General features: G+C 34.3%; 26 protein-coding genes, 3 tRNA genes and 3 pseudogenes. 24 read left to right on the plus strand and 8 right to left on the minus strand.

Annotation, left to right across the window (positions count from 1 at the left end; translation table 11 throughout):
• Window positions 1-79 precede the first annotated feature (79 nt).
• From pstB to murJ, 10 genes and pseudogenes are all read left to right on the plus strand, one after another.
• A pseudogene (gene pstB, locus BQ7474_RS01740) lies at window positions 80-871 on the plus strand (phosphate ABC transporter ATP-binding protein PstB).
• 5 nt (window positions 872-876) lie between these two features.
• The gene (locus BQ7474_RS01745; protein WP_073997346.1) at window positions 877-1,494 is read left to right on the plus strand and encodes a phosphate signaling complex PhoU family protein; all 618 of its coding nucleotides are present in this window, start codon (window positions 877-879) and stop codon (window positions 1,492-1,494) included.
• Window position 1,495: 1 nt separating this feature from the next.
• Window positions 1,496-2,155 carry a response regulator transcription factor gene (locus tag BQ7474_RS01750; RefSeq protein WP_073997347.1) on the plus strand — a complete coding sequence of 220 codons (660 nt, stop codon included), beginning with the start codon at window positions 1,496-1,498 and terminating at the stop codon, window positions 2,153-2,155.
• On the plus strand, window positions 2,152-3,801 hold the full coding sequence (locus BQ7474_RS01755; RefSeq protein WP_073997348.1) for a sensor histidine kinase: 1,650 nt from the start codon (window positions 2,152-2,154) through the stop codon (window positions 3,799-3,801). The genes BQ7474_RS01750 and BQ7474_RS01755 overlap by 4 nt, the downstream gene beginning before the upstream one ends.
• An 87-nt stretch (window positions 3,802-3,888) precedes the next feature.
• Complete coding sequence (locus tag BQ7474_RS01760) at window positions 3,889-4,185, plus strand: hypothetical protein (protein WP_073997349.1); 297 nt, start codon at window positions 3,889-3,891, stop codon at window positions 4,183-4,185.
• Window positions 4,182-5,723 (plus strand): 4Fe-4S dicluster domain-containing protein, encoded by a 1,542-nt coding sequence (locus BQ7474_RS01765; RefSeq protein ID WP_073997350.1) that lies wholly within the window; start codon window positions 4,182-4,184, stop codon window positions 5,721-5,723. The genes BQ7474_RS01760 and BQ7474_RS01765 overlap by 4 nt, the downstream gene beginning before the upstream one ends.
• Before the next feature lie 3 nt (window positions 5,724-5,726).
• Window positions 5,727-6,800, plus strand: coding sequence for an ABC transporter substrate-binding protein (locus BQ7474_RS01770; RefSeq protein WP_073997351.1), 1,074 nt, complete (start codon window positions 5,727-5,729; stop codon window positions 6,798-6,800).
• Window positions 6,778-7,521 carry an ABC transporter permease gene (locus tag BQ7474_RS01775; protein WP_073997352.1) on the plus strand — a complete coding sequence of 248 codons (744 nt, stop codon included), beginning with the start codon at window positions 6,778-6,780 and terminating at the stop codon, window positions 7,519-7,521. Before BQ7474_RS01770 ends, BQ7474_RS01775 begins: the two co-directional genes overlap by 23 nt.
• Window positions 7,514-8,074, plus strand: coding sequence for an ATP-binding cassette domain-containing protein (locus BQ7474_RS01780; RefSeq protein ID WP_159429541.1), 561 nt, complete (start codon window positions 7,514-7,516; stop codon window positions 8,072-8,074). Before BQ7474_RS01775 ends, BQ7474_RS01780 begins: the two co-directional genes overlap by 8 nt.
• Window positions 8,075-8,134: 60 nt before the next feature.
• The gene (gene murJ, locus BQ7474_RS01785; RefSeq protein WP_082187859.1) at window positions 8,135-9,769 is read left to right on the plus strand and encodes a murein biosynthesis integral membrane protein MurJ; all 1,635 of its coding nucleotides are present in this window, start codon (window positions 8,135-8,137) and stop codon (window positions 9,767-9,769) included.
• A 159-nt stretch (window positions 9,770-9,928) separates the two neighbouring features.
• Here the strand turns inward: murJ and BQ7474_RS01790 are convergent, their stop codons facing one another.
• The gene (locus tag BQ7474_RS01790; protein WP_073997354.1) at window positions 9,929-11,647 is read right to left on the minus strand and encodes a vWA domain-containing protein; all 1,719 of its coding nucleotides are present in this window, start codon (window positions 11,645-11,647) and stop codon (window positions 9,929-9,931) included.
• On the minus strand, window positions 11,640-12,545 hold the full coding sequence (locus BQ7474_RS01795) for an AAA family ATPase (protein WP_073997355.1): 906 nt from the start codon (window positions 12,543-12,545) through the stop codon (window positions 11,640-11,642). Before BQ7474_RS01795 ends, BQ7474_RS01790 begins: the two co-directional genes overlap by 8 nt.
• 106 nt (window positions 12,546-12,651) lie before the next feature.
• On the opposite strand from BQ7474_RS01795, the gene BQ7474_RS01800 reads away from it, so the two are divergent.
• From BQ7474_RS01800 to BQ7474_RS01810, 3 genes are read left to right on the plus strand one after another with little or no spacing between them, the layout of a single operon-like run.
• Window positions 12,652-13,095 carry a MarR family winged helix-turn-helix transcriptional regulator gene (locus tag BQ7474_RS01800; RefSeq protein WP_073997356.1) on the plus strand — a complete coding sequence of 148 codons (444 nt, stop codon included), beginning with the start codon at window positions 12,652-12,654 and terminating at the stop codon, window positions 13,093-13,095.
• Window positions 13,092-14,855 (plus strand): ABC transporter ATP-binding protein, encoded by a 1,764-nt coding sequence (locus BQ7474_RS01805; RefSeq protein WP_073997357.1) that lies wholly within the window; start codon window positions 13,092-13,094, stop codon window positions 14,853-14,855. Before BQ7474_RS01800 ends, BQ7474_RS01805 begins: the two co-directional genes overlap by 4 nt.
• The gene (locus BQ7474_RS01810; protein WP_082187860.1) at window positions 14,845-16,740 is read left to right on the plus strand and encodes an ABC transporter ATP-binding protein; all 1,896 of its coding nucleotides are present in this window, start codon (window positions 14,845-14,847) and stop codon (window positions 16,738-16,740) included. The genes BQ7474_RS01805 and BQ7474_RS01810 overlap by 11 nt, the downstream gene beginning before the upstream one ends.
• A gap of 446 nt (window positions 16,741-17,186) precedes the next feature.
• Here the strand turns inward: BQ7474_RS01810 and BQ7474_RS10840 are convergent.
• The 4 genes and pseudogenes from BQ7474_RS10840 to BQ7474_RS11075 form a co-directional block, all read right to left on the minus strand.
• Window positions 17,187-17,480: pseudogene (locus BQ7474_RS10840) on the minus strand (transposase); the annotation flags it as partial.
• A pseudogene (locus tag BQ7474_RS10845) lies at window positions 17,416-17,550 on the minus strand (hypothetical protein); the annotation flags it as partial. The pseudogenes BQ7474_RS10845 and BQ7474_RS10840, both read right to left, overlap by 65 nt.
• Window positions 17,551-17,831: 281 nt before the next feature.
• The gene (locus BQ7474_RS10960) at window positions 17,832-17,960 is read right to left on the minus strand and encodes an LDCC motif putative metal-binding protein (RefSeq protein WP_268873855.1); all 129 of its coding nucleotides are present in this window, start codon (window positions 17,958-17,960) and stop codon (window positions 17,832-17,834) included.
• 92 nt (window positions 17,961-18,052) lie between these two features.
• A complete protein-coding gene (locus BQ7474_RS11075; RefSeq protein ID WP_407922706.1) occupies window positions 18,053-18,322 on the minus strand; it encodes a macro domain-containing protein in 270 nt (89 codons plus the stop codon).
• On the opposite strand from BQ7474_RS11075, the gene BQ7474_RS10375 reads away from it, so the two are divergent.
• Entirely contained in the window at window positions 18,264-18,401 is a 138-nt protein-coding gene (locus tag BQ7474_RS10375; protein WP_082187861.1) for a YkvA family protein, read from the plus strand. The two genes, BQ7474_RS11075 and BQ7474_RS10375, sit on opposite strands and share 59 nt — an antisense overlap.
• Window positions 18,402-18,435: 34 nt before the next feature.
• On the opposite strand, the gene BQ7474_RS01830 is transcribed toward BQ7474_RS10375, so the two are convergent.
• Together BQ7474_RS01830 and BQ7474_RS01835 are read right to left on the minus strand one after the other, a co-directional pair.
• Window positions 18,436-19,224, minus strand: coding sequence for an ABC transporter permease (locus tag BQ7474_RS01830; protein WP_073997358.1), 789 nt, complete (start codon window positions 19,222-19,224; stop codon window positions 18,436-18,438).
• A complete protein-coding gene (locus tag BQ7474_RS01835; protein WP_073997359.1) occupies window positions 19,217-19,846 on the minus strand; it encodes an ABC transporter ATP-binding protein in 630 nt (209 codons plus the stop codon). Before BQ7474_RS01835 ends, BQ7474_RS01830 begins: the two co-directional genes overlap by 8 nt.
• A gap of 133 nt (window positions 19,847-19,979) precedes the next feature.
• Here BQ7474_RS01835 and BQ7474_RS01840 point away from each other — a divergent pair.
• The 10 genes from BQ7474_RS01840 to BQ7474_RS01885 all read left to right on the plus strand — a co-directional run bounded on the left by BQ7474_RS01840 (window position 19,980) and on the right by BQ7474_RS01885 (window position 26,953).
• A tRNA-Phe gene (locus tag BQ7474_RS01840) sits at window positions 19,980-20,055 on the plus strand.
• A gap of 221 nt (window positions 20,056-20,276) precedes the next feature.
• Window positions 20,277-20,351 (plus strand) — tRNA-Gly (locus tag BQ7474_RS01845).
• 138 nt (window positions 20,352-20,489) lie between these two features.
• Window positions 20,490-20,563, plus strand: a tRNA-Cys gene (locus BQ7474_RS01850).
• Between the two features lie 45 nt (window positions 20,564-20,608).
• Window positions 20,609-21,292, plus strand: coding sequence for a DUF6873 family GME fold protein (locus BQ7474_RS01855; protein ID WP_073997360.1), 684 nt, complete (start codon window positions 20,609-20,611; stop codon window positions 21,290-21,292).
• A gap of 643 nt (window positions 21,293-21,935) precedes the next feature.
• Window positions 21,936-22,619 (plus strand): ATP-binding protein, encoded by a 684-nt coding sequence (locus BQ7474_RS01860; protein ID WP_073997361.1) that lies wholly within the window; start codon window positions 21,936-21,938, stop codon window positions 22,617-22,619.
• 9 nt (window positions 22,620-22,628) lie between these two features.
• A complete protein-coding gene (locus tag BQ7474_RS01865) occupies window positions 22,629-22,862 on the plus strand; it encodes a 4Fe-4S dicluster domain-containing protein (RefSeq protein ID WP_073997362.1) in 234 nt (77 codons plus the stop codon).
• Window positions 22,863-22,871: 9 nt separating this feature from the next.
• Window positions 22,872-23,933, plus strand: coding sequence for a 3-methyl-2-oxobutanoate dehydrogenase subunit VorB (gene vorB / locus BQ7474_RS01870; protein WP_073997363.1), 1,062 nt, complete (start codon window positions 22,872-22,874; stop codon window positions 23,931-23,933).
• Window positions 23,933-24,679: a thiamine pyrophosphate-dependent enzyme gene (locus tag BQ7474_RS01875; protein WP_073997364.1), complete on the plus strand. Its 747-nt coding sequence runs from the start codon at window positions 23,933-23,935 to the stop codon at window positions 24,677-24,679. The genes vorB and BQ7474_RS01875 overlap by 1 nt, the downstream gene beginning before the upstream one ends.
• Before the next feature lie 4 nt (window positions 24,680-24,683).
• Window positions 24,684-25,814, plus strand: coding sequence for a 2-oxoacid:acceptor oxidoreductase family protein (locus BQ7474_RS10590; RefSeq protein WP_073997365.1), 1,131 nt, complete (start codon window positions 24,684-24,686; stop codon window positions 25,812-25,814).
• 44 nt (window positions 25,815-25,858) lie between these two features.
• Window positions 25,859-26,953: a Leu/Phe/Val dehydrogenase gene (locus BQ7474_RS01885; RefSeq protein WP_044567625.1), complete on the plus strand. Its 1,095-nt coding sequence runs from the start codon at window positions 25,859-25,861 to the stop codon at window positions 26,951-26,953.
• Window positions 26,954-26,968: the final 15 nt, after the last annotated feature.

The raw sequence follows: 26,968 nt of genomic DNA on the forward strand, positions 1-26,968 counted from the left end.
TGTTGAACAAGGAACAAACTCTTCTGAAAGCAATGAAGGCTATGGACTAGGATATGATGATAGAGATGATTCTAAACCAGTGCATACACTAGATCGTAAAAATAAGTATTCTGATTTAGAAACTGCTATTTTAGTAAAAGATCTAGACTTATATTATGGAGATTTCCAAGCCCTAAAGGGTGTCAATATGGATATCAAAAAAGGTCAAGTTACAGCATTTATAGGACCATCAGGATGTGGTAAATCAACAACCTTAAAATGCTTCAACAGAATGAATGACCTAGTTGATTCTTGTAAAATAGAAGGTCTTATAAAAATTAATAACCAAGATATATATCAATCAGATATCAATGTGGTAGAATTACGTCGTAAGGTAGGAATGGTATTCCAAAGTCCAAACCCATTTTCAAAATCAGTTTACGACAATCTAACCTATGGACCAAAAATTGGGGGCATAAAAGATAAGGATACCCTTGATGAAATAGTAGAAACTTCGCTAAAACAAGCTTCTATTTGGGATGAAGTAAAAGATAAGCTAGACCAAAATGCTCTTTCTTTTTCTGGTGGTCAGCAACAAAGAATCTGTATAGCAAGAACCCTTTCTGTAAAACCAGAAATCATCCTAATGGACGAACCGACAAGTGCACTTGACCCAATTTCTACAGCGGCAATTGAAGATTTGATGGAAGTTTAAAAAGAGAAGTATACAATAGTAATAGTAACACACAACATGCAGCAAGCTGCTCGTATCTCAGATCAAACAGCATTCTTCCTAACAGGAGAAGTTATAGAAATGGATGAAACAAAAACTATCTTCGAAGATCCAAGAGATAAGAGAACAGAGGATTACATCACAGGAAGGTTTGGTTAATCAGTATGAGAACTAGATATAGACAAGATCTAGATTCTGTTAGATTAATGGCAAATGAGCTAATGGAGCTGGTTATCCTTTGCTACGATAAAATTGATTTATACTTAGAAAACCAAAATAAAAAAAATCTTGAAGAAGTCGTTGAATTAAACGATGATATCAGAAGAAATGCAGCTGATATAGAAAGATTTTGCTTTGAGCTACTGGCTTTGCAACAGCCAGTAGCCAGAGACCTTAGATTTTTGCAAATGAGTATAAAACTTGCAAGTACCTATAAAAGGATTTCCAGCCACCTAGCCCAAGCCGCTATGATTTTATTAGAATATAGCCTAACAGATGAAGAAAATGATTTTGTAAAAAGATTTATTGTAAATGAAAGACAAATGGCTAAAAATAGTATCGAAAGTTTTGTAAACAACGACAATGACCTTGGCTTAAAAACTATTGAAGATGATGAGGTAAACAACGCCTTATTTGAAGAGGCAATTTCTTATATAGCTGATCAAAACAAGAAAAATGCAATTGGACCTATGGAATTATCCGAAAAAGTGTTATTATATAAGTACTTTGAACGACTTGGAGATAGATTAGCAAGAGTAGGCGATCTAGCAACGAGGTTGTAGGATGATTTATGTAGTTGAAGATGACAAGTCTATAAGAAATCTCGTTGATTATGCTCTATCAGAAAAAGGCTATCAAATAAAGACTTTTGAAGACGGTTTAGATATTGTAGAGCTAATTAAAAAAGAAGGTGGAGAGCTTTTAATCCTAGACATCATGCTACCAGGCAAAGATGGTATAGAAATTCTTGAAGAAATCCGAGAATTCTCTGATATACCTATAATCCTTCTTACAGCAAGAACGGATGAATTCGACAAGGTATTGGGTCTTGAGTCGGGAGCCGATGATTATATTACAAAACCTTTTTCCATCCTTGAGCTCATTTCAAGGGTCAAGGCAATTTTGAGAAGATCTAGCAAAAAAGATAATGATCATGTAAACTACGATAATATTACAGTCAACACTAGAAAAAGAACTGTAAAAGTTGATGGCAAACCTATAGATTTGACCTTCAAAGAGTTTGAAATGCTATTATTATTTATGAATAATATGGGCAATGTCATTACTCGTGAAGACTTCTTATTAAAGATTTGGGGTTACGATTATGAGGGGGAAACTCGTACAGTGGATGTACATATAGCTTCTCTTAGAAACAAGCTCCTAGAAGGGGGTAAGCATATAAAAACAGTTCGAAATCTAGGATACAAATTTGGAGACATATGAAAAATCTTGCATTAAAAAAGTTGAAAAGTCTAGCCTTAGTCCTTATACTGGCTAGCTTTTTAATCAGCAATTTTTTTTCCATAAAAAACAAGAAGGATGCTCAAAGTAATTTTTACGAAAATGCTTTGAGCTTTCTTTTACTTAAGGAAAATGAAGCTGACTTTTTAGATACATTAGAACAATTTAATAATACACACCCTCAGACATCTGTAGTGTTTGTAGATAGCAATAATGAAATTTACTACAATCCTAGCAAATTAAATGCTGGTAGGATTAAATCCAAGGCCAAACTTGCTAAGACTCCCACAAAGACCATAAAGGTTTATGATGGACTCTTGGGCTATAGGTTAAGTTTTGTGTCAAATACTGATAAGCTTCTTGCCTTAAGTACCAGAAATAATATTAGTTATTATTTGTCATTTCCCTTACTTGTTGGTCACTTATTTTTAGGTCTAATAACTTATTTATATATTAATAAAAAAGAGGCTAAGAACATTGATTCTTATACATCTAGACTTAAGATAAAATATGTAGACCATCTATTAAAAAGTAAGGATTATGAAGAGTTTTCTAATATATTACTTGCTTATAATGATAGAATTGATAGACTAGAAGATGAGAACTACATTCTTTCATCAAAGCTTAAGGAGTTTACATCTATTACTTCAAATATGAAGGAAGGTTTTATATTATTTGATGGCTTGGGCAATGTCGAGCTAATTAACGATTCTGCAAAAACCTACCTAGGGGTAGATAATACTGTAAGGATTACAAATCTAATAGACGACAGGGAGTATAGTCTGGCTCTTAGGGAAGCTTCAATATTAAAACGCAGTAAAGATGTGGATATAAACTTAAATGGCTACAATTTGCGTATATTTATAGACCCACTTTCAACTTATTCCAAAAAAGCCTTCGCAATGATAATAATAGACAATACTGAGGAAAAAAGAGCTGAACAGATGAGAAGGGAATTTTCAGCTAATGTAACTCATGAGCTAAAAAGCCCTCTAACGTCTATAAATGGCTATGCAGAGTTAATTGCGACTGGTATAGCAAAAGAAAATGACATCAAAAAATTTAGTCAAATTATCTACAAAGAAGGCAACAGACTACTTGAAATAATTGATGATATTCTTAAGATTTCAAGGCTTGATGAGCAAAACTTTGAGAGATCTTTTGAGGAAGTTGATATTTATGATGTTGTATCGGAAACAGTAGAAAAATATGACCGTATAGCTTGTGGTAAAGATTTGACTGTGACAAATAAGGTCAAACCATATAAAATTTATACTTCTAAATCTTTGTTTTATGATTTAGTTTCAAATCTTTTTGATAATGCCATAAAGTACAATAAGGTATCTGGTAGTATCACAGTGGATTACGACCTAGGAGATAATTCTTATTTTCTGATAATTAAGGATACTGGTATAGGCATGAGCCAAGCTGATCAAAAGAGAGTTTTTGAGAGGTTTTATGTGGTGGATAAGTCTAGGAAAAGAAATCAAAAATCAACCGGACTTGGCTTATCTATAGTAAAACATATTTGTTCATATTTATCTTATGACATCAAAGTGGAATCCAAGATTAACGAAGGAAGTAAGTTTATTATAGAGATACCCCTAGAACTTGATAGGGAAATATAGCTTATAGACGATGATAAATTTTTATCATTGCCTGTAAGCTATTTATCTGTTACAATTTATATAGAGATTGAGAGATAGGAGACAAATATGAAAGTTACAATTTGTTCATGTGCAAGGTGCACAGCTGCCGGAAACGAGTTCCTATATGATTATGCAAATCTAATCAAAAAAGACTTAGAAGTTGCCTATGATATAGAAAACTTAGGTCCATTACCAGAACTTGAAGTAGTTTACGAAAATATTATGAATGAAGCTGATAAACCAGAAAAATCAGCACCATTTGCAAAGATTGATGACAAATATTTCAAAAATGCTAAGCCTGAAGTATTGATGGAATACATTTTTGATCAGTTCCATCCAAGAAAACGTGGAGATAATAGATGAAGGAATCTTACATAGATATATTACATATAAGAAGAATGGCCTTTGAGCATATAGCAAAGATTGCATATGAAAATAGGCCAATTACAGACATAGGACTTGAAGTTTACGACATATTACCTGGTGAATCTGCCACATATAGAGAAAATATTTTCCGTGAAAGAGCTGTAATGGGTGAGAGACTTCGTATGGGTATTGGCCTAGATGCAAGGACTGCTGATAAGACTGATGCTATTACAGAAGGCCTGGATCAAATGGATGTAAAAGAGAGAATCTACCATCCACCATTGGTAAGTGTAATAAAGATAGCTTGTGAAGCTTGTCCAGAAAATAAGGTTACTGTTACAGACCAATGTAAGGCATGTATTGGCCATCCTTGTGTTAATGTTTGTCCAAAAAACGCTATAACATATACATCAGAAGGTTCAATCATAGACCAAGATAAGTGTATCAAATGTGGTAAATGTGTTGATGCCTGCCCATACAATGCCATCAACCACCAAAAACGCCCATGTGCTGAAAGCTGTGGGGTTAAGGCTATACATTCTGATGAGCTTGGCAGAGCACAAATAGATTCAGATAAGTGTGTTGCTTGTGGTAGATGTATATCCACTTGTCCATTTGGTGCTATATCTGATAAGTCAGAAATCTACCAACTTATCAAAGCCATCCAAGCAGACAAAAAAGTATATGCTATACTTGCACCATCATTTGTAGGCCAATTTGGCCCAAATGTTAGCCCAAAACAGATTAGAGAAGCTATCAAAGCGCTTGGATTCACTGATGTAATAGAAGTAGGCCTCGGCGCTGACCTAACAACTATGAACGAGGCTCACGAATATCTTGAAAAAGTACCAACAGGAGAATTTCCATTTATGGGTACAAGCTGTTGCTTCTCATGGAAGATGATGGTTAGAAATCAATTCCCAGAAATAAATGATTATATTTCTGAATCTTCAACACCTATGATATACACAGGTTTACAAATGAAAAAACGTGACCCAGATTGTAAGGTTGTATTTGTTGGACCATGTATATCCAAAAAGCTAGAAGCCTTGGAAGAAGAAGTAGCCGAAGTTATTGACTTTGTAATAACCTTTGAAGAGCTTTTAGGAATGTTCCTAGCTAAGGGAGTTGAACCATCAGAAATACAAGTAGAAGAAGAAATGATGGATGCGTCAGAAACTGGCCGAAACTACGCTGTAAAAGGTGGAGTAGCAGAAGCTGTAGTAAAACGTGCCAAAGAAATCAGACCAGGCATCGATATAGCTGTAGAAGGTGCAGATGGCTTGTCTAACTGTGTTAAACTTGCTCAACTAGCAAAATTAGGCAAGATGGATGGCAAACTAATAGAAGGAATGGCGTGCTTTGGAGGATGTGTTGGAGGACCTGGTACTGTAGTTGCTGATACCAAGACAGGCAAGGCTGTTCGTGCCTTTGCCAAGGAATCTATCTACAGATCTCCAGCAGATAACGACAAAATCCCAGCGGAAGACAGACCAGATGATGAGAAATTAAAAGTAAGCGAAGATAAGGAATAATTAATGAAAATAAAGAATAAGTCACTAGTCCTCCTACTAGCATTGGCCCTAGTAGGATGTGGCAACCAGAGCCAAACGAATAATGAAAATACCGAAATAGAACAAAAAGAAGATACTTCTTCAAAATCTGAAGATTCAAACGAAGTAAAAGAAGAAAAAGTAGAAGATGATAATCAAGAAGATGCTAAACATTACGATGTAAATCTTTCTATGCTAGCTGGACCAACTAGTGTTGGTGCCATAAATATGGTAGAAGAATCAAAAAATGGTGAATCAAACTTTACCATAAATGAAAGCGTGGATGGAGCTCCAGATGCCCTTGTACCAAAACTCGTTTCTGGTGAAGCTGACCTTGCCATCATACCAGCAAACCTAGCTGCTACTTTGTATAACAAGACAGAGGGCAAAGTAAAAGTCCTTGCTACAAATTCCTTAGGAGTATTGTATGTAGTTACAAAGGGAGATGTAGAAATAAACTCTATAGAAGATTTAGCAAATTATGGAGAAGAAATTCTAGCATCAGGCAAGGGAGCAACTCCAGAGATTGCAATAAATAAAATCTTGGAGGCCAATGGCTATAGTTCTGATAATCTAAATATCAACTACCTTGCTCAAGCTAATGAAGCAGCTCAAAAGCTAATAGCAGGTGAAGCCAAAGTTGCAATTCTTCCTGAACCAATGGTATCAAGCGTTTTAATAAAAGCAGAAGATGCCAAAGTTGCCATCGACCTAAACGAGCTTTATGAAAAAGCAGCAGGATATCCACTAATTTCTTCAGTTCTAGTAGGAAGAAGTGAATATTTAGATACGATAGATGTAGAAAAACTTCTAGAGACATTTAAAGATTCTATCGAAAAGGCAAAGGCTAATCCAGAAGAAACTGCAGCCTTGCTTGAAAAATACGATATAATGCCAGCTCCTGTTGCAAAAAAAGCAATTCCAAATCTTGCTTTGGAATATATAGATGGTGATAGGCTAAAAGAAATGATGGCAAAACACCTAGAAGATTTGAACAATACTAATCCACAGTTAATAGGCGGATCTATACCAGAAGATGATTTCTACTTTACAAAATAAGAAAAGAAAAATAATAATTGCCCTTGTTTGGTTAGTAATTTGGCAAATAATGGCAAGTTTGATAGGAGAGGAGATACTATTGCCATCTCCTTTTCTTGTATTACAAAGATTTTTTGAACTTATTGTGACCAAAGAATTTTATATCACGATATTATCATCCTTTGGCAAAATTTTCATAGGTTTTGTTTTTTCTATTGGCCTAGGTCTAGTACTAGCGTATTTTTCTTACAAATATGATTTGTTTTACGAATTTATAAATCCAATCATAGTGATATTTAGATCAATACCATTGGCAAGCCTTGTCATATTCTTTCTTTTTTGGATAAAGACTAAGAATCTTTCTATCCTTGTTTCCTTTATCATGGCTATGCCGATTATATACACAAATACCTATGTAGGTCTAAAATCAATTGATAGAAAACTTTTACAAATGGCTAGTATATATGAAGTTAATAAATTAGATAAGTTAAAATATATATATCTTATTAAGGCCAGGGCTTTTATAAAATCAAGTATTATTTCTGTATCGGGCCTTGTGCTAAAGGCAGGTATTGCAGGAGAAGTAATAGGACTTCCTGATAACTCAATAGGTAAAAATCTTTATAACACAAAAATATACCTGGATATGCCATCACTTCTTGCGTGGACTTTGACCATACTAATTTTATCCTTTATATTTGAATACACCCTTAGGAAGATTTTGGAGGAAGATGATGATTAGATTTAAAAATGTGACGAAGTCCTTTGATCACAAGGTCATAGATGATTTGTCTTTTGAAATAAAAAATGGAGAGTCTTTTGCCATGTTTGGCAGGTCTGGCATAGGTAAAACTACATTGATCAATCTAATCTTGGGCTTAGAGAAGGCAGATTCCGGCAATATTTATAAGGGCTTTTCTAAAGTCTCAGTCATATTTCAAGAAGATAGGCTGATTGATGAGATTTCTGCTGTTGATAATTTAAAGATTATTAACGACAACCCTAGCTTGATTAAGGATACTTTATCAGCTTTAAATATAGAAGATCTAAAAACTCCAATATCCAAATTTTCGGGAGGCATGAGAAGACGAGTTGCCATCGCAAGGGCACTAATCTTTGATGGTGATATTTTGATAATGGATGAGCCCTTTGCTGGTATTGATGACGAGAATAAGAATATTGCCATAGATCTTATCAAGGAGAAATTTTATGACAAAACTATTATCTTGGTTTCCCATAATAAGGATGATATGGCAAAATTTGATATTCCTTTGGAAAATGTCATTTATTTATAACTTGTAAATGAAAATGAATATAGATATAATATTAAGACGATACTTATAAGTGAGGTAATTATGGGTCAAACTACATTCATGCTTATGCTTATAACTATAATTTCCAAAATTTTTGGTTTTATAAGAGAAGCAGTAATGGCATCCTATATAGGGGCGGGTAGCATAAAATCAATATATACAACTGCAAATACTTTGCCAGTAGTTGTAGCAAACTTTGTAGCAGTTGGTATTATTTCAGGCTTCATTCCCATATATAATAGGGCCAAAAATGAAGAAGGAATCAAAGAAGCAGAGAAATTTACTTCAAATATTTTTAATATTTTGATGGTCTTTGGGGCCATAGCTCTAGTAATAGGCTTCATCTTTGCTAGACCATTTTCCAAAATTTTATCCCCATCTCTTGAAGGCGAATTGTTAGACTTAGCTACAAACTATACTAGAATAATGATGTTTGCAGTTTTTGCCTACCTATATTCTGCTGTATTTAGGGGATATCTGAACATCAAGGGAGATTTCTTCAATCCGGCCATAACTGGCATTATTATGAATATTATCATAATATTATTTACAGTTCTAACTGGAAAGACTGGGAATCCATACTTTCTAATCATAGGCGCTCTTTTGGGTAATGTTTTACAATACATCTTATTTCCTAGGGCCACTAAGAAAGCTGGATATAGGCACAATAAGATAATTGATTTTTCAAATAAATATGTAAAACAGCTGATGCTAATCGCCCTACCAGTTATTATATCATCAGCCGCTGGAGAGATTTCTATAATAGTAGATAACTCAATGGCTTCTGCATTTTTTGGAGAAGAGAGTATATCAGTATTATTTTATGCAAAAACAATGCTAACACTAATAACAGGAGTTATCACAGTTTCAGTTACCACAGCACTTTTCCCAAAAATCGCTGAGTTTGGTCAAAGTGGTAAAATCGAAGAAATGAAAAGTTCAATCAGTTCCTCTGTAGTAACAACCATGCTTTTGGTAATACCAGCTACAATTGGTCTGATGGTTTTGTCAAAACCTGTAATTGAATTAGTCTACCAAAGAAATGCCTTCACAAGCGAAGACACTATAGCTGTTGCAAGTATGATGGTATCCTATGCACCATTTATAATCTTCCAATCTATAACAGATGTAGTAGATCGAGGATTTTATGCAGTAGGAGATTCCAAAACACCAGTAATAATAGTTGTTGTCCAACAACTAATAAATGTAATACTAAATGCCATACTCATCAAATTCTATGGCCTAAACGGTATAGCCTATGCCACAGTAATATCTACTATCATAGGATCAAGTCTTATGATATACAAATTTAGAGACAATTTTGGTAGTTTTAAATTTAAAAACACTCTGTTATCCATATTGAAGATCCTTATAATAACAGGGATAATGGCACTTGTTGCAGGAAAAATCTATGCTATAACAGCAGATAATCTGCCACATATATTGGCGGTATTTATAGCAATACTTTTAGCGGCCCTTGTTTATGGATTTTTGATATTATTAGTAAGAATTCCAGAAGTAATGGAACTAATTAACACCATTTACCACAAGCATTTTAGGAAGAGAAAAGCTCAAAAGCACATAAATACAAATAAGAGCGAGCATATAGAACTTCCAAGACAAAAAAGAAAACAAATAGAAAATACTAGAAAATACGAATCTAGGAAAAGACGATAAGAAAGGGACTGTTGCAAAATAGATAAATCGTTCCTATATCATTCGAGCACCCTCCCAGAAAGTTTGGCCTCCCTGAGCCGGCGGGCTAAACCTCAAACTTTCTGGGAGTGCACTCCAATGATGGAACGTTAGATATCTATCAATTTGCAACAGCCCCTTTTACATTAGTATTTGATGTTTCATAAATATTGAAACTATCTTTGAAAAGTTTTCCAAATTTGTTATTCTTACAAAGTCTTTGTTGTAAATTAGCTTTGCGTTTTCAACGTCTTCATCTTCTCCTGTAAATACTCCAAGGACTGATACATTGTCGTTTCTAAGGTTTCTTATCTCAAAGGCTGTATCATCGATTGCTATTTTGCCGGTGTACTGGTCCTTATCTTTTAGTCTGGCTGTGTTTATATTGGCTCTCTCGTCATTTGGTTTGCCATCGGATAGGACTATTATTATGTGTTTACTATCATCTTTGGTGTCTATAATCTTGTGGAGGGTCTTAAAGGCAAGACCATCTCTATTTGATCCTGCTGCAAAGAAATTATAGATCTCTTCGTTTTTATTTTTTTCTGTGTAATCTCTATATACAGTGAAAACTGTATGTTCACGTAAAGTAGAAAAACCTGTGATTCTTATAGGTATATCGACTAAGTCCATAGATTTTGCAATTATATAGGCTTGGTTTGCCACTATGTGTTGCCTGTTGATCTGGCTTGCTGAAGAATCTAGGATTAGGTCTACCTTAAATTTTTTGACATCGTCATTTTCAATGTTGTTAAAGACATTGTAATCGTGGATTATTGGTGCGCGCCATACCTTGGTAGAATCTATGGCCCCGTAGTTTTTGACCCTATCATCATAATCTTCATAGCTTGCTAGAGAATTTTTGATGGCAAGGCTTAATTGGTTGATATTTCTGTGGTTTATGGCATGGTTTTTTTCTATATAATTTTTATTTCTATCAGATTGTTCCTTGCGTTTTTTCTTGTAAAATTTGGCATTGGCCTTGTTTGGATATACACCCTTTGTAAAATATAGTTTCTTATTTTGGTGGATTCCTGTGGCAACTTCTTTTTCTATATTTTCTACTATGTTTTTAGAAAGTATGGACTTGCCAAAAAAATCCTCTATAAATTCATCTGAGGAGTGGTAGTCATCTTGGCTGGAGTTTAAGAAGAGTAGGTTCTTGTTTAGGTCTTCTTTCTTGTCAGCATAGTAGATATTGCCGGTAAATTCAGCTGAACCAATGGCAAATTGTTGGTCAATATTTTCATCGGAATATTCTGATGGTTTATCTTCGCTATTTTTGAATTCCTTGGCCTTTTTTTCCTTAACCATTTCGTCAAAAATCTCGTCGTCTTCTTTAGTTCTATCAAATCTAAAGTAAGTTTTGAAGACTTTATTTAGCTTGTCAATCAATGTGCTGGTATCAGTGGTATATATGGCGAAAACAGCCTTGTAAATGTTTCTGAAAATAGCACCTTCTATGATAGGTTTACCAAGGACTTGTCCGTAGTAAGCTTTTTCAACTTGCTCTTTTAGATTGTCTGGGTTGTGGTGGCTGTATTTATAGTATGATTTTTTGGCGAATTTTTTTTGCAAATCTTCTATGACAAGATTATCTTTACTAAGTTCTTTGACACAAATATCTTCTATCAAAAGATTTGTCATAAATTTGAAGTCCTCATAAAATGGATTATTTTCATAAAGATAAGCAAAGAATGAATCGAGCATTTTTGTATCAAAAGTTTTTATTGTAAAACCCGCTATAATATTTTTGAAAACTTCATCCATGGGGTAAGTTTTTTTGGGGGTGAATTGATAGTTTTCACTAAAATCCCAAATAATATTATATTCGCGGATCTTATCCAGCGATTCAGTCATCGAATATGCTCTCTTCTATATGCTGCGGGATTTTGCTTTTAATGGTATCAATTACAATCTCTCGTTCAAATTCATCAAAGGACTTGTTAGCGATACCCATTAGAATAGCATTATAGGGATTTAGTCCAACCTTCATAGTGTCGATAGCAGATATAAGTCCCCTTAGGTCGACTGATTTAGTAGAAATTTCATTGTTTTCTGATTTGAATTGTAGGGAAATGAACATGTCTATAAAAGCCTTGCGGTATTTTTCCTTAAGACTTGGAAAAGTATCAGCCAAAAGCTGGTCTAAGTTTTCTCTAGTGATATTTGGCATATTTATAATCATAAATCTAGAAGCCAAGGCTTCGTTTACCTCACGAGTTCCGACATATCCGTAGTTCATAGTTGCTATAAATCTTGTGTTTGGATCAAGATTTATTTTCTCATAGCCAGCTATATCTATGATTCTTCTGTGGTCAAGGCTTGCGTGAAGCACTGAAATTGCTTCGTTTTTGGCCATGTTAATCTCATCAAGTACTGCAAATCCACCTCTCACGGCAGCCTCGTATATAGGTCCTTTTCTAAAGACAACTTCTCCATCTTTAAAGGTATCGGCGCCTATAAGGGAATTATAATCAGTATTCACATGGAAGGAAACATTCCATGATGGTCTAGCAAATAGGTAGGAAAGATTTGATGAAAGTACGTTTTTGCCTGTAGCCTTAGGGCCTGTTAAAAGCAAGTTTTTTCCTGCAAGAATGGCAGATATGGCTTGTTCCAATACTTCCTTGCCATAGTATTTGAATTCTGGCTCAACAACTCTAGGGTCGTCAAAAAGTCCATTTTCTTTCCTGTATATTTCAAGTTGATCTATTAAATTTTTATCAACATTTTGTTTTTCTAAATATTGTCTCATTATTACTCCTTTAGCTTAAATATTATACGACTAAAATGCAATTTTTAAACTTGACAAAGTCCATTTATAGACTATATTATATCTATGTCTAAAAGGAGGTCTGAAATTGGACGATAAGTCATGTGAAGTTTTTATTATTTTTTCAATGTTAAGAAAACTAAATGGATTAAATAAGCAGAGAGTCGAGAGTTTTGGCTTAAATAATTTGGAGTCTATCATCTTATTTCATATAGATAAAATTGATAATCTTACCCAAAAAGACTTGGTAAACAAACTCCAAATGCCCAAACAAACAATAAACTCTATAATACTGAATTTAAAAGAAAATGACTTTATTTATATGCAAGCATCTCAAAAAGATAAGAGGGTCAAAACCCTACTACTTACAGAAAAAGGCGCAAAAGAAGTAAAGAAAATAACCGATTCATTAAAGTCGTCTAACAAAGGAATTTATGATCAATTGGGAGAAGAAAAAATAAATTCTATAAAAGATGATCTCAATGATATTATTGACGTTTTGGAAAATATTATTAAGAAGGAGGATATATGAATAGCTTAAAAGAATTTAACCATGCCTTTTCATACTTAAAGCAATACCTAAATCAGTATAAGAAAAATAGAAGCATTTCCATGCTTATGACTATTCTAGAGAGTGTTTTTGAATTATTAATACCTGCGATTATGGGAATTATTTTAAACGAGGTAATATACCAAAAAGATAGCAGTCAAGCACTTAAATACGGGGCTATAATAATTGTATTATCACTTTTATCAATGTACACAGGTATGTCAGCTTCCAAAAATGCTGGTATTGCAGCAACAGGGCTTACTGACGAGGTGAGGAGAAAAGAGTTTAGCAAGATTCAAGAATTTTCCTTTGAGGATTTTGAATATTTTGGGGTTGCTTCTCTACTTACAAGATTGACTAGTGATATGCAGGCCCTAGCTCAAGCTACATTTTTTACAACTAGATTTATAATAAAACCACTTGTCATGGCGATTGTAGCGTTTTTCTTGGCCTTTAGAACAAGTGCAAAATTATCTTTTATATTTTTGATATTGATGCCAATTTTAGTTTTGATTTTACTTTTTATCACATCAAAAGCTATACCAAAATTCAAACAAACACGTAAACAATATGATAAGTTAAACCTTATTATAGAAGAAAACTTAAATAATATGAGAGTTGTAAAAGCCTTTGTTAGAAAAAGATATGAGATGGATAAATTTGCAGCTTCTAATGACGATATGTTCAAACTTGCAGACTCATCGCAAGGTACTATAAGTTTTGTAATGCCCATAGCAAATACAATATTATATGCAACCTTTGTTGCTATAGCTTGGTTTGGAGGCATAGAAATAATAGAAGGTCGCATGGGAGTTGGAGATTTAGTAAGCTTTAATATGTATGCCATGATGCTTCTGGGTAGTTTAATAGGATTATCCATGGTTATAACTATGCTAATGGCATCTTCACCATCTGTAACGAGAGTTAAAGAAGTGCTTACAAGAGAGATTTCAATGGATAATTTTGATAAAATCGAAGGACTTGATCTTGCTGATGGTTCAGTTGATTTTGACAATGTTAGTTTTAAATACGATCAAGATTCTGATAATTACCAACTAAAAGATATTAACCTTCATATCAAATCAGGAGAAAGAATCGGTATACTTGGATCTACTGGTTCATCAAAATCTACTTTAGTACAACTAATTCCAAGGCTTTATGATATTACTGAAGGCAGCTTAAAAGTAGGTGGTCATGACATAAAAGACTATGACTTAAAAACCTTAAGAGATGGGGTTTCTATAGTATTACAGAAAAATACACTTTTCTCGGGAAAAATTATCGAAAACCTCAGATGGGGAGATTCTGATGCCTCTTACGATGAAGTAATAGCCATGGCTAAAATTGCCCAAGCTGATGAATTTGTTAGTGAAAGGGCAGATGGGTATGACTCAGAACTTGGCCAGGGTGGATCTGGAGTATCAGGTGGTCAAAAACAAAGACTTACCATAGCTAGGTCCTTACTCAAAAAACCAAAAATCTTAATCCTAGATAACTCTACATCTGCTGTAGATACAAAAACAGAAGCTAAGCTTTTAGACGGTTTTGCGAAACTTGACGAGAATATGACCCAGATTATTATTTCACAGAGATTATCTTCATTTGAAAATGCTGATAGGATTGTCATCTTAGACGATGGGAAAATTTCTGATATTGGCACAGGTGAAGAACTTTACCAAAGAAACGAAATGTATAGGACAAGCTATGACATACAAAATAAAGGAGGGGAAGATGACAGATAAAAAAGACGGTGTCAAAACCGAAGAAATCAAAATTTCAGATAAAAAAGAAAGTAGAGATTTAGACACCAAGGCCTTGAAAGAATTATTTTCCTGCCTTTTTGACCACAAATGGCAATTAGTAGTGGTTAGTATATGTGTGATATTATCTGCAGCTACCCAAGTTTGGGGGATTTCTATGTTACAACCTATAATAGATAATCACATATTAAAATCAGATATTGCAGGACTAAAAACAGCTATAATTAAGATGGGACTAGTATATCTAATCTCAGTCGTGACAACTTTCATCTATACAAGGCTTATGATCAGGATAGGGGAAAGGTCAATTAGGAATATTAGAAATGACCTATTTAGCAAAATCCAAAAAATGCCTATAAACTTTTTTGATACAAACCAACACGGCGAGATTATGTCTAGATTCACCAATGATACAGACATACTTTCTCAATCATTATCATCAACTCTACCTACACTTGTTAGGTCACTATTGATGCTTGTCGGTACCTTTATAGTAATGATTTCTCTATCATGGAAACTGACAATAATCATGGTTCTTGGACTTGTTGTTATGATTATGATATTAAAAAATATTGTAATGAGAACTGGTAAACTTTTCAAACAAGCTCAAAAAAATGTATCGGTACTAAATGGCTTTGACGAAGAGATGCTTTCAGGACAAAAAGTCATAAAAGTATTTAACAAAGAAGAAGATACCATAAAAGAATTTGATGCAAAAAGTGAAGACCTACGTTCAACTATGGCAGAAGCTATGGTAAATGCAGGACGTATGATGCCATTTTTAGTAAATGCAATCAATATTATGTATGCAATCCTAGCAGTTGCTGGTGTGTTTTTAACAATAAATGGCAATTTAACTGTTGGAATACTTGCAACATTTTTAACCAATGCTAGACAATTACAAGCCCCTATAGCGAATATTTCCCAACAAGCAAATGCTGTATTTTCTGCTATGGCAGGAGCTAGCCGTATCTTTGAAATTATTGATATGCCAATTGAAAAAGATAGTGGTTATATAGAGCTTGCCTATGTAAAAATCGATGAAAATGGAAACCCAATGCCTTGTAAGCTTGGTGAAAGATGCTATTCATGGAAATGGACTGATGAAAATGGCAAGGAAGTTTATAAAGAGCTAGAAGGTCGCATAGACTTTGAACACGTTGACTTTTCTTATGATGACTCAGATAAAATCCTAAAAGATGTGACATTTTATGCAAATCCAGGTGAAAAAATCGCCCTTGTTGGAGCTACCGGAGCAGGTAAGACAACTGTTACCAACGTCATAACTAGGTTTTATGAAATTGATAGTGGATCTATCAAAGTTGATGGCATTGACACAAGGGATATCAAAAAAGACCACTTAAGAAAGGCCTTTGGCATGGTACTTCAAGATGTTAACTTGTTCACTGAATCAGTAGAAGAAAATATTAAATATGGTAATCTTTACGCATCAGATGATCAAATTCACGATGCAGCAAAACTTGCTGGAGCTGATTCATTTATTAAAAGACTTCCAGAAGGATATCAAACAGAAATCCATGGAGATGGATCATCACTATCTGATGGACAAAACCAGCTTATATCAATATCAAGAGCGGCTATTGCCAACCCACCTATGTTAATTCTTGATGAGGCGACAAGCTCTATAGATACTTCAACAGAAATCAAAGTTACAAAAGCAATGGATAAGCTTATGGAAGGATCAACTTCTATAGTTATAGCTCATAGACTTTCAACAATCCAAAATGCTGATGTTATAATGGTAATGGATGATGGTAGGATAATAGAACGTGGTAACCACCAAGAACTTATGGAAAAACACGGAACCTACTACCAACTTTACACTGGAGCCTTAGAATTAGACTAAAGAAAAACCACTTTTCCAAATAATATGGGGAAAGTGGTTTTTACATATATTTTAAAAAACTTTAACTGTAATTTTACTAATAAGAGATTATTTGGGATATATTAATAATGTAAGGACAAGAAATTTCGCTACCCTATGACTTACATAAAAAAGGCACCAAAAAAGCTCATTGAATTAGGGATTTTAGAAAACTGATTTAGAGAGTCTTTAGATGGCAAGCAGAAAGGCTATGAGTTTAATGCTCATAGCCTTTTTGCGGGTCTGCAAATAATTTTGTGTATCAACCTAAATCCTGATAAAAGGGTAAGGGTTGATACATTTTTTATGCATCATTGTTTGTCCATTCTTATAGGATGGAGCTTTTTTTTAAATTGTACACAACTTTAATAAACTGACAAATTTTCATGAAAATTTACAGCCGATTTCATACTAAATTTTTAGCTTGATTAAAACCTCCCTTCAAAATATATTGATAATTGGGATAAGATTTGATCCCAGCCTCGTATTCTGCTTGTCCATTTGCTTGAAGCATCTACCATGGCTAGATACAAGCTTTTTTGTAGAGCATAGTCATTTGGAAATATGGTTTTATTTTTGGTCACTTTTCTTAGCCGCCTATTGAAGTTTTCCATGGCATTTTTTGTATATTTTAGTTTTCTTATTCCTTCTGGATATTTAAAATATGTCGATAATTCTGTCCAGTTGTTTTTCCAAGAGCTTACACACATTGGATACTCTTGGTATGTTTAAATCTATATTTCCATATGATGATCTAAATGTTTTTTTACTAGTACCATTTCTTGAATTTAAGGATAGTGGTTTTTCTCCATATTCATAGTCTAAATGCTCATCTAATTCTGCTTTTAAAAGCTATTCCACTGTATCGCCTAAAAGATCTTTTAGTGCTTCTTGAATATCTTGTGAACTTTTAGGCTGATATTCTTAAATTAACATTTTTGCTATTTTGCTTCTTTTTGTCTCTGGTCTTTTTCTTGGCATAAAAATTCCTCCTGATTAGTTTTCACTTACCCTAATCAGGAGGTTTCTATACACAAAATTTTACACAGTCTCCGCCATGGTCATTTTTTTCTTTATCTATATTCTCTTTTGTTCATTGAACAACAATCTAATTTTTCATTTCCAAAGGATTTTTTATTTTCTTTTGCTAAATTTTCCAAGAATTTTTCCCATCTATTTTTTATTGATTCAAAGATTTTCATATTTTACCTCCTAGGGTAATTATTTGTAAATTTTCTACAATAATATTCATACCGGAAAAAATTATTTTTTCAATGTTTTATCTCCCTTTTTCCTATCCCATAATTAAAGACAGGATATCTTTTTCAAAAGTAGAAAGATAAACTTCCATTTCATTATCTTTTAAAAATTCATCGATTGTTCTTTTTGCTACAAAAAACGCATCTTTTTCTGGAAATCCATAAATATCTGCAGAAATTAAAGGAAAGGCTATAGATTTTATTCCCTTTTCCTTTGAAAGCTTTAGAGAATTTCTATAAGCAGTAATGTCTGCCGATTTGATAAATGATATGATTCCTTTTTTAGGAATTTTGGATGATGCAATCGTCCTTCCATTTCTAATCTATATAACAAGCAAAATGATCCCAGACTCAGTTATGGATAAGGAAAAACTGAATATGTAGAAGAAAATAAATAAAAGACCCAAAGGTGCTCTTTTTATTGTATTTTTACCAATTGTTTTTGGTCATTGAAGAAATTTTTGTATCCTAGGTGCAAAAATATGAAGACACAAATGGCTACTGAACTCATTATGGCTGTCATAATTGCTATTTGATATCTGATAGCTATAAGTGGAGAAACCCCTCCAAGGATTTGACCTGTCATCATGCCAGGCAGGGATATGATACCCATATTCTTTATGGAATTGAGGGTTGGTGTGATGGCTGTATCAAAGGCGTTTTGGATAATCTTATCCATAGCCATCCTAGGGCTTGCACCAAGCATCAAAGACCCTTCTATGCTAGATCTATTATTTTCAATGGACTCTAGCATTTGGTTTAGGGCAAGGTTTATACCAGTCATAGAATTACCAATAATCATGCCTCCAAGTGGAATGAGGTATTGGGGATTGTAGATTGGCTTTGGCCTTACAACTATGATAAGGAAAAATGCTAGGGTAAAAATAGTCCCAATAACTTGGGCAAGGATTAATGTCCTCTTAAGTCCGCTATTTAATTTTCCTTTCTTGTTAGTAATAATATTAAAAATTGCAAAAAACTCCATAACAACAATCATCAGTGCTGAAAGGATAAAAGATGCTCTGTCAAATATGTAAACAAGTATGAAACCAGCTATAAAGAGTTGAACAGTCATCCTGAGGGTGCCAACAACTATGTCCTTGTTGCGATTGATACCATTAAATGATGTTATCAGCATGGCGATTAGAGCAAAGAGATAGGTTAGCATAAGCTGGCTATTAGAAATATTCATAACAGATTCATTCATGGCTTATCCTCCCATCTACAATCTTTATTAGCTTGTCAGAATACTTATCTGCCATATCCTTAGAATGGGTTACATAGATTATGGTTTTACTCTTATCTCTAGCCATATCTACCATTGTTTTGATGACGAAGTCCTCTGTCAAATCATCTAGAGCAGATGATGGCTCATCTAGAAGATAAACTTCAGAATCGCAAAGCATGAGTCTAGCTATGGCAAGCCTTTGAGCCTCGCCACCAGAAAGATTATCTATATCCTCAGTAAGTGACTTATCAAGCTTTACAGACTCTAAAGCATTCGTTAAAATATCATCTGAAAGCAGATCTTTTTCTTGAAACTTCCTTCCCATCAAAAGATTATCCTTAACAGTACCAGAGAAAGTCACGGGATTTTGAGAAAGCATAGGCACACGCCTGTGATATGTAGTAGAATCAATACTAGAAATATCCTCGCCATCAATAGAAATATATCCCTTGGTAGGAGAAATGAGCTTATTGATAAGTCTTAATAAAGTAGACTTACCAGACCCACTAGGACCGATAATGCAAGTGATTTCATTGCTATTAATAGTGAGGTGATCAATATCTAAGATGTCTTCAAACTCGACATTATGAAATTCAAACATAAAAATTCCTTTCTAAAATAATTTTAACAACTATATTATAGTTTATAGCAAAATAGAATAAAAGACAATGAGAAAATATAAATTTGACAAATATTAAAATTAAGTTTAAAATAGGTAAAGTAATTGTAAATAAGCCCAGATAGCTCAGTCGGTAGAGCAGAGGACTGAAAATCCTCGTGTCGGTGGTTCGATTCCGCCTCTGGGCACCATAATGACCTAACCCCGTTTCGCATAGCGAAATGGATGGTAGGTCAGAGTTCGCAGCGTTTCAAATCTTTGATTTGTCAAGCTGCCGAACATTATGTATAGTAATTTAGCTAATGGAAAGTACAGACGCAAAACAACCTTAGCGAATCCTAAGGCAAAACAATAAAATAAAATTTGAAAAATAAAATATACTATGGTATACTATATTAGTAACCTAATTCATGCGGATGTGGCTCAGTGGTAGAGCATCGCCTTGCCAAGGCGAGGGTCGCGAGTTCGAATCTCGTCATCCGCTCCATATAAGAAAAGCCCAAAAGGGCTTTTTTCGTGCCATGCACGGCAATTCGATGGAGTATTCTTCCTTAACCGGACGGGCTTTCGTGCTTCGCACGACCATTCCATGGAGGGTCCTTCCTTAGCCGGACGGGCTTATTGTGGCGCCATAGCCAAGTGGTAAGGCAGAGGTCTGCAACACCTTTACCCCCAGTTCAAATCTGGGTGGCGCCTCCAATTCACATTGCTCTCATTTTGAGAGCTTTTTTATTAGGAGTTTTTATGCTTATCATTTCTCACAAGTCCTCATCAGGTTTCAAAAAGTTTCTCTATGATAATAACTTTTCATTTATAGAAACTACCGACAACCCAAATCTCGATTTACGCATAGCTGATCATCCCGACTTATCTATTTTTGCTCTGGATGATAATAATATTGTCATTGATAAAAATGTAAGTTCTTATTACAAAGAGCTTATAAAGTCTAAAAATATCATTGATGGTAAGGCAGCTTCTCATAACTACCCTTATGATTGTATTTATAATATATACCAATATTCAAATTTTTATATTCACAATGATGTAACAGAATCTCATATTGAAGCTTATATGGAAAGTAATTCCTACACCCATCTTTATACTAAGCAGGGTTATAGTAGGTGTTCTATCATTCCGATGGGGGATAAGATTCTTACTTCAGATTATGGTATTTACAAATCTTTGAAAGATAAAATTAATGTAATTTTGCTAAAGGAAGAACATATATCCCTAGATGGTTTCCCAAATGGTTTTATTGGCGGGACTTGTGGTCTTATAGGAGATACTTTAATTTTTAATGGCAATATAGAGAATTCTCCTAATTATGATCTTATAAAAAATGAGGCTATAAAATCTAATCTAAAACTTATGTATCCAGATTTGCCCCTAGTAGACCTTGGTTCAATTATTTACCTTGGTGGTTGCTAATTTATAGCTTTGCTAGAAGATTCTAAAGATTTGGAATTTATGCGATATTATTGGAATAATTCATTTTATTATTAATAATAAAATTCACACATTAGCTGTTTAAAGCTCTAAAAACATTGGGGTTATAACCTTTGTTGAATTTTCATAAGCATAGGCAACTTTGTATTTTTTTTATCTTTTATTCATTAATTATTGTAAATTATTATATAAAGTGTTATTATATTATTGATAAGATATATAAAAACGTTTGTAAGTTTGTCATATATTTTATCACTCTTTACATAAATATTGATTAGTGGAGAGGGGTTAGAAGGAATTAGAATTTTTATCTAAGGATTGTCTTTGAGGATGTTTTGACCTTTGTCACATGTGGATAATGTGATGTCTAGGGCTTGAAAATACTTAATAAATTTACTCTTTATGAAAAATATTAAAGAGTAGTACATATATATTTGCACTAAATATCCTATTACTTACAGGTTGATATTTATTAGCCTTGATTATACTGATTGCTTACTAGTCATATAGAAAGTTAATTAATAAATTTTTTTCTATATCGAAATAACGTTTTCACTGGCTTTAAATATATCTAAAGATAACTTAGTAAAAATGGCTTATTCCAATATTTAAAAAGGAGTTAGCAATGGAAAATAGAATTCATATCATTTTTGGCCATTTTGGTAGTGGCAAGACTGAATTTTCCATTAACTATGCTCTTTATTTGAAAGAGCAATACGAAAATGTTGCTATCTGCGACTTGGATATTATCAATATGTATTTTAGGTCTCGCGAAAAGACGGATTTTCTGGAGACTCAAGGCATAGAAGTTTATTCATCATCTAGGGGCCATCAGGATGTTTTGGACGTGCCAGCCTTGGATGCAAGTATCCTAAAGCCTATCCAAAACAAGGATTACCAGGCTATCTTGGATGTTGGAGGAGATCCCAAAGGAGCATTGATTCTTCGCACCTACAGGCCATACCTAGTAGATACTGACAATATTTTTGTGATTAATACCAATAGACCAGAAACTAGCAATCCAGATGCTATTATAGCTTATATGAATCAAATAGAAGGGATGGGTGGTATAAAGGCTAATACACTGATAAATAATACTCATATGTTAAAAGATACATCGATGGAAGATGTTCTTAAGGGATATGCCATTGTAAAAGAAGTTTCTGAAAAACTTGGCATAGAATTTAGATACAATGTATGCAAAAGAGATCTAGTAGATGCTATAAGATCCAATCCGGATGTTTCTAGTGAAGCTAAAGAGAAATTATTTCCTATCGATTTGTACTTCAGATCAGATTGGATGAGCTAAGGAGGAAATATGACAGAAACAAAAAAAAGACTAGGAAAGGTAGTAATAGAAAAAGACCTATGCAAGGGCTGTGGTCTTTGCGTTAGCGTATGCCCTAAAAACGTATTAGAGCTTGACCTAAATACTATCAATGCAAAGGGGTATTCACCATCAAGCGCTGTAAGGGCTGATGATTGTATAGCTTGTGGAAACTGTGCTATAACTTGCCCTGACTCAGTTATTTCAGTTTATAAATTAGTATAGGAGGAAACTATGACAAAAGTTTTAATGAAAGGCAATGAAGCATTAGCAGAAGCTGCAATTAGAGCTGGTTGTAGAAGTTATTTTGGTTATCCAATCACACCACAATCAGAAGTTCCAGAATATTTTGCCAGAAAATTGCCGGAAGTAGGAGGAGTTTTCCTTCAAGCTGAAAGTGAAGTTGCATCTATCTATATGCTTTATGGTGCTGCAGCTGCAGGACATAGGACAATGACATCATCTTCAGGACCTGGTATATCATTAATGCAAGAAGGTATATCTTCTGCAGCAGGATCTGATTTGCCAATGGTTATAGTAAATATGATGCGTGGTGGCCCAGGACTTGGTTCAATCCAACCTTCCCAAACAGACTACTTCCAAACAACTAGAGGCGGTGGAAATGGTGACTATAGAGTATTAGCCTATGCTCCAAGCAATGTCCAAGAACTTGTTGATTATACTATAAAGGCCTTTGACAAAGCTGATGAATGGAGAATGCCAGCTTTCATAATGGCAGATGGTATGCTTGGCCAAATGATGGAACCAGTGGAATTCCCAGAGCCTAATGAAGAAGCTTTAAACAAAGCTAATAAACCTTGGGTTACAGATGGCAATAGTGGGCAAAGAGGACATAGAAATGTCTTGACATCTCTAGAACTATCAACTCCAGAACTTGAGAATATAAACAGAAAAAGATACGAAAAATATCTAGAAGTTATGGAAAAAGAAGTTGTTGTAGAAACAGATGGTATAGAAGACTGCGACCTTGTTTTGACAGCTTATGGTTCAACAGCTAGGATTGTAAAAACAGCTATCCAAATCTTAAGAGAAAATGGTTACAAAGTAGGACTTGTTAGACCGATATCGGTATGGCCATTCCCATTTGATTCTTACAAAAACTTGCCATGTGAAGACATACTAGTTGTAGAATTAAACAATGGTCAAATGATAGAAGATGTAAAAATAGCAGCAGAAGGAAAAGCAAATATCCACTTCTATAATAGACTTGGTGGAATGATACCTACTGCTAATGAAATAGTAGATAAAGCAATGGAAATATTGGGAGGCAAATAATGACTGAAGTAAAAGAAAAAGTGGTTTATGAAAAATCAACTGCATTAACAGATACACCCCTTCACTTTTGCCCAGGCTGTACCCACGGTATAGTTCACAAATTAGTAGCTGAATGCCTTGTAGAACTTGGTGTTGATGGTAAGTCTGTTGGTGTTGCTCCAGTAGGTTGTGCAGCTCCATCTACAGCATATTGGAATTTTGATATGACTCTAGCAGATCATGGTAGAGCGCCTGCCCTTGCTACAGGTATCAAGAGAGTAGAACCAGACAAATTTGTATTTACATACCAAGGTGATGGGGACCTAGCATCAATCGGTACCAATGAAATAGTCCATGCAGCTCATAGAGGCGAAAACATTTCAGTAATATTTATCAACAACGCTATATATGGTATGACCGGTGGACAAATGGCACCTACAACACTAATAGGTCAAGTTACAACAACCTCTCCAAAAGGCCGTGATGAAGCTTGGTCTGGTAAACCAATAAAAGTTTCAGAAATGCTTGCTACAATCGACGGAGCAAAATTTGTTGAAAGAGTTGCAGTGAACTCTCCAGCAGGAATTAGAAAAGCAAAGGCAGCCATAAAAAAATGCTTTGAATATCAAATAGAAGGCAAGGGATTTGGCATAGTCGAAGTACTTTCAACATGTTCTACCAACTGGGGTATGACACCAGTAGAAGCCATGAAATGGGTTGATGAGAACATGATCCCTTACTATCCATTAGGAAGAATAAAGGAGTAATAGTATGCAAAGACGTATTTTATGTGCAGGATTTGGTGGTCAAGGTGTACTTGCTATGGGTCAAATGCTAACCTATGCAGGCATGGTAGAAGGCAAAGAAGTTTCCTGGTATCCATCTTATGGACCAGAAATGAGAGGTGGATCTGCAAACTGCTCTGTAGTAATATCAGATGATCCGGTCGGAGCTCCAAACGTTGATATTGCAACTGATATGGTAGTTATGAACCAACCTTCTTTTGACAAATTCAAAGACAAGGTATCAGAAGGTGGCAATCTATTCATAAACACTTCACTAATTGATACAAAAGGTTACAAAAACGATAAAATCAATATCTATGAAGTTCCTGTAAGTGGCAAAGCCCAAGAACTTGGCAATATAAAAATGGCAAATATGGTAATGCTTGGTTCTTTTCTTGAAGTTACTAATTTACTAAAACTTGATTCAATCATTGAAGCTTTCACAAAAGTTTTTGGAGATAAGAAAAAACACTTAATCCCAGCAAACCAAAAGGCTCTTGATGAAGGAATGAATTTAATTAAAAACAATGAAACTGGAAATAATGATCAAAAAGATCAATATAGAAAAACACCAAAATCATTTGCCCTTGCTGCAAATAAGGAGTTTGAAGCAAAGTTTAAATATGATGAGTCTATATTCGATGATCCAATCACAACTGCAAGATATGCATTGGAATTTGAACAAAATGCCATTGATTATTATAGGTCACTTAACGAAAAACTAGATGGAGATTATAAGGCAATATTTGAATCAATAGCTATCCAAGAAGAAGAACACGTAAGCTATATCAAAGATTTACTAGCTTCTTTGGAAGAAGGCAGTGATAAGCTAGAACAAAATTATGATGCTTACCAAACAACAGCTATATTTGAAGACTCAAAGGCTGATGACTTTGAAGGTGAACTAATCATATCTGCCCTTAAGAATGCTTTGTATATAGAATATAACGAACTAGACTTTTACAAGAAAGCTAGCGAAAAAGTAGAAGAAGAAAAATCAAAGAAATTGTATACTGAGTTGATTAAATGGGAAAAAATGCACTTTGATCAATTTGACGAACATACAAAACTACACCAAGAACAATGGTGGGCTGATCAATCGTATTCAGCTTTCTAAAGAATAGAAAATAGCGACAATTAAATAAAAAAAGAAGGTATACTATGGCAAATATATTTAATAAAATGCAAGAGCATGATTATGAACAACTAATATTCATGAATGACGTACAAACAGGCTTGCGTGCAGTTACCTGCATACACAATACAGTTCTAGGTCCAGCTATAGGTGGAATGAGAATTTGGGAATATGACTCAGAAGAAGATGCTATTGAAGATGCCATGAGACTAGCTCGTGGCATGACCTACAAAAATGCCGCTTGTGGTATTTGGGCAGGTGGTGCCAAAACAGTTGTAATGGTGGATAAAGAACATCCAAAATCAGAAGCTATGCTCAGATCTCTTGGTCGATATATAGATTCTCTTGAAGGCAGATATATCACAGCTGAAGACGTAGGATCAAGCGAAGAAGATATGGACTATGTATACCAGGAAACAAACTATGTACTTGGAACAAGCATGAAGCCAGGTACTAGTGGCAACCCATCTCCATCCACAGCTCGCGGAGTTTATATGTCTATTAAGGCATCAGCTAAAGAAAAATACGGCGATGACTCGTTAAAAGATAAGAAAATCTTAATCCAAGGTTTTGGCCATGTAGGTAGTGAAATTGCTAATTTTTTGAAAGAAGAAGGCGCTGATGTGTCCGTATGCGACATCAACCAAGAATTGATTGAAAATGCAAAAAAAGAAGGATTTACTATAGTTGACCCTGATAAAATGTGGGATTGGCAAGGAGATATATATTGTCCATGTGCCCTAGGCGCCACAGTAAATGATCAAACAATTGATAAGATGAAATTTGATATAATATGTGGTTCTGCCAATAACCAACTTAAGGAAGAACGCCATGGTCAAATGTTAAAAGATGCGGGTATCCTATATGCTCCAGACTTCATAGTAAACGCGGGTGGAGTAATCAATTGCCACGATGAACTATACGGTGGTTTCAATAGACAAAGAGCCAACAAGAAAATTGATAAAATTGGAGAACAAATCCTAAAAGTATTTGAAATTGCCAAAAATGAAGATATTCCAACAAACATTGCTGCAAATAGACTTGCAGAAAGAAGGATAGAAGGTACAGAAAAAACAAAAGGAATATATAATAAAGATTCTAAATCATCCTTAAAAAGATAGAAAATAAGTATTATC

This window comes from Anaerococcus urinomassiliensis (assembly GCF_900128425.1).
Classification (GTDB): Bacteria; Bacillota; Clostridia; order Tissierellales; family Peptoniphilaceae; genus Anaerococcus; species Anaerococcus urinomassiliensis.

Coding starts and splice junctions, on each gene's coding strand:
- BQ7474_RS01805 (WP_073997357.1), top strand. CDS start 13,092: ATGAATAGCTTAAAAGAATTTAACCATGCCTTTTCATACTTAAAGCAA.
- BQ7474_RS01775 (WP_073997352.1), top strand. CDS start 6,778: ATGATTTCTACTTTACAAAATAAGAAAAGAAAAATAATAATTGCCCTT.
- BQ7474_RS01875 (WP_073997364.1), top strand. CDS start 23,933: ATGACTGAAGTAAAAGAAAAAGTGGTTTATGAAAAATCAACTGCATTA.
- BQ7474_RS01770 (WP_073997351.1), top strand. CDS start 5,727: ATGAAAATAAAGAATAAGTCACTAGTCCTCCTACTAGCATTGGCCCTA.
- murJ (WP_082187859.1), top strand. CDS start 8,135: ATGGGTCAAACTACATTCATGCTTATGCTTATAACTATAATTTCCAAA.
- BQ7474_RS01760 (WP_073997349.1), top strand. CDS start 3,889: ATGAAAGTTACAATTTGTTCATGTGCAAGGTGCACAGCTGCCGGAAAC.
- vorB (WP_073997363.1), top strand. CDS start 22,872: ATGACAAAAGTTTTAATGAAAGGCAATGAAGCATTAGCAGAAGCTGCA.
- BQ7474_RS01755 (WP_073997348.1), top strand. CDS start 2,152: ATGAAAAATCTTGCATTAAAAAAGTTGAAAAGTCTAGCCTTAGTCCTT.
- BQ7474_RS01780 (WP_159429541.1), top strand. CDS start 7,514: ATGATTAGATTTAAAAATGTGACGAAGTCCTTTGATCACAAGGTCATA.
- BQ7474_RS01765 (WP_073997350.1), top strand. CDS start 4,182: ATGAAGGAATCTTACATAGATATATTACATATAAGAAGAATGGCCTTT.
- BQ7474_RS01750 (WP_073997347.1), top strand. CDS start 1,496: ATGATTTATGTAGTTGAAGATGACAAGTCTATAAGAAATCTCGTTGAT.
- BQ7474_RS01835 (WP_073997359.1), bottom strand. CDS start 19,846: ATGTTTGAATTTCATAATGTCGAGTTTGAAGACATCTTAGATATTGAT.
- BQ7474_RS01860 (WP_073997361.1), top strand. CDS start 21,936: ATGGAAAATAGAATTCATATCATTTTTGGCCATTTTGGTAGTGGCAAG.
- BQ7474_RS01865 (WP_073997362.1), top strand. CDS start 22,629: ATGACAGAAACAAAAAAAAGACTAGGAAAGGTAGTAATAGAAAAAGAC.
- BQ7474_RS01790 (WP_073997354.1), bottom strand. CDS start 11,647: ATGACTGAATCGCTGGATAAGATCCGCGAATATAATATTATTTGGGAT.
- BQ7474_RS01885 (WP_044567625.1), top strand. CDS start 25,859: ATGGCAAATATATTTAATAAAATGCAAGAGCATGATTATGAACAACTA.
- BQ7474_RS10375 (WP_082187861.1), top strand. CDS start 18,264: ATGTCTGCCGATTTGATAAATGATATGATTCCTTTTTTAGGAATTTTG.
- BQ7474_RS10960 (WP_268873855.1), bottom strand. CDS start 17,960: ATGAAAATCTTTGAATCAATAAAAAATAGATGGGAAAAATTCTTGGAA.
- BQ7474_RS01855 (WP_073997360.1), top strand. CDS start 20,609: ATGCTTATCATTTCTCACAAGTCCTCATCAGGTTTCAAAAAGTTTCTC.
- BQ7474_RS01830 (WP_073997358.1), bottom strand. CDS start 19,224: ATGAATGAATCTGTTATGAATATTTCTAATAGCCAGCTTATGCTAACC.
- BQ7474_RS01795 (WP_073997355.1), bottom strand. CDS start 12,545: ATGAGACAATATTTAGAAAAACAAAATGTTGATAAAAATTTAATAGAT.
- BQ7474_RS01810 (WP_082187860.1), top strand. CDS start 14,845: ATGACAGATAAAAAAGACGGTGTCAAAACCGAAGAAATCAAAATTTCA.
- BQ7474_RS10590 (WP_073997365.1), top strand. CDS start 24,684: ATGCAAAGACGTATTTTATGTGCAGGATTTGGTGGTCAAGGTGTACTT.
- BQ7474_RS01745 (WP_073997346.1), top strand. CDS start 877: ATGAGAACTAGATATAGACAAGATCTAGATTCTGTTAGATTAATGGCA.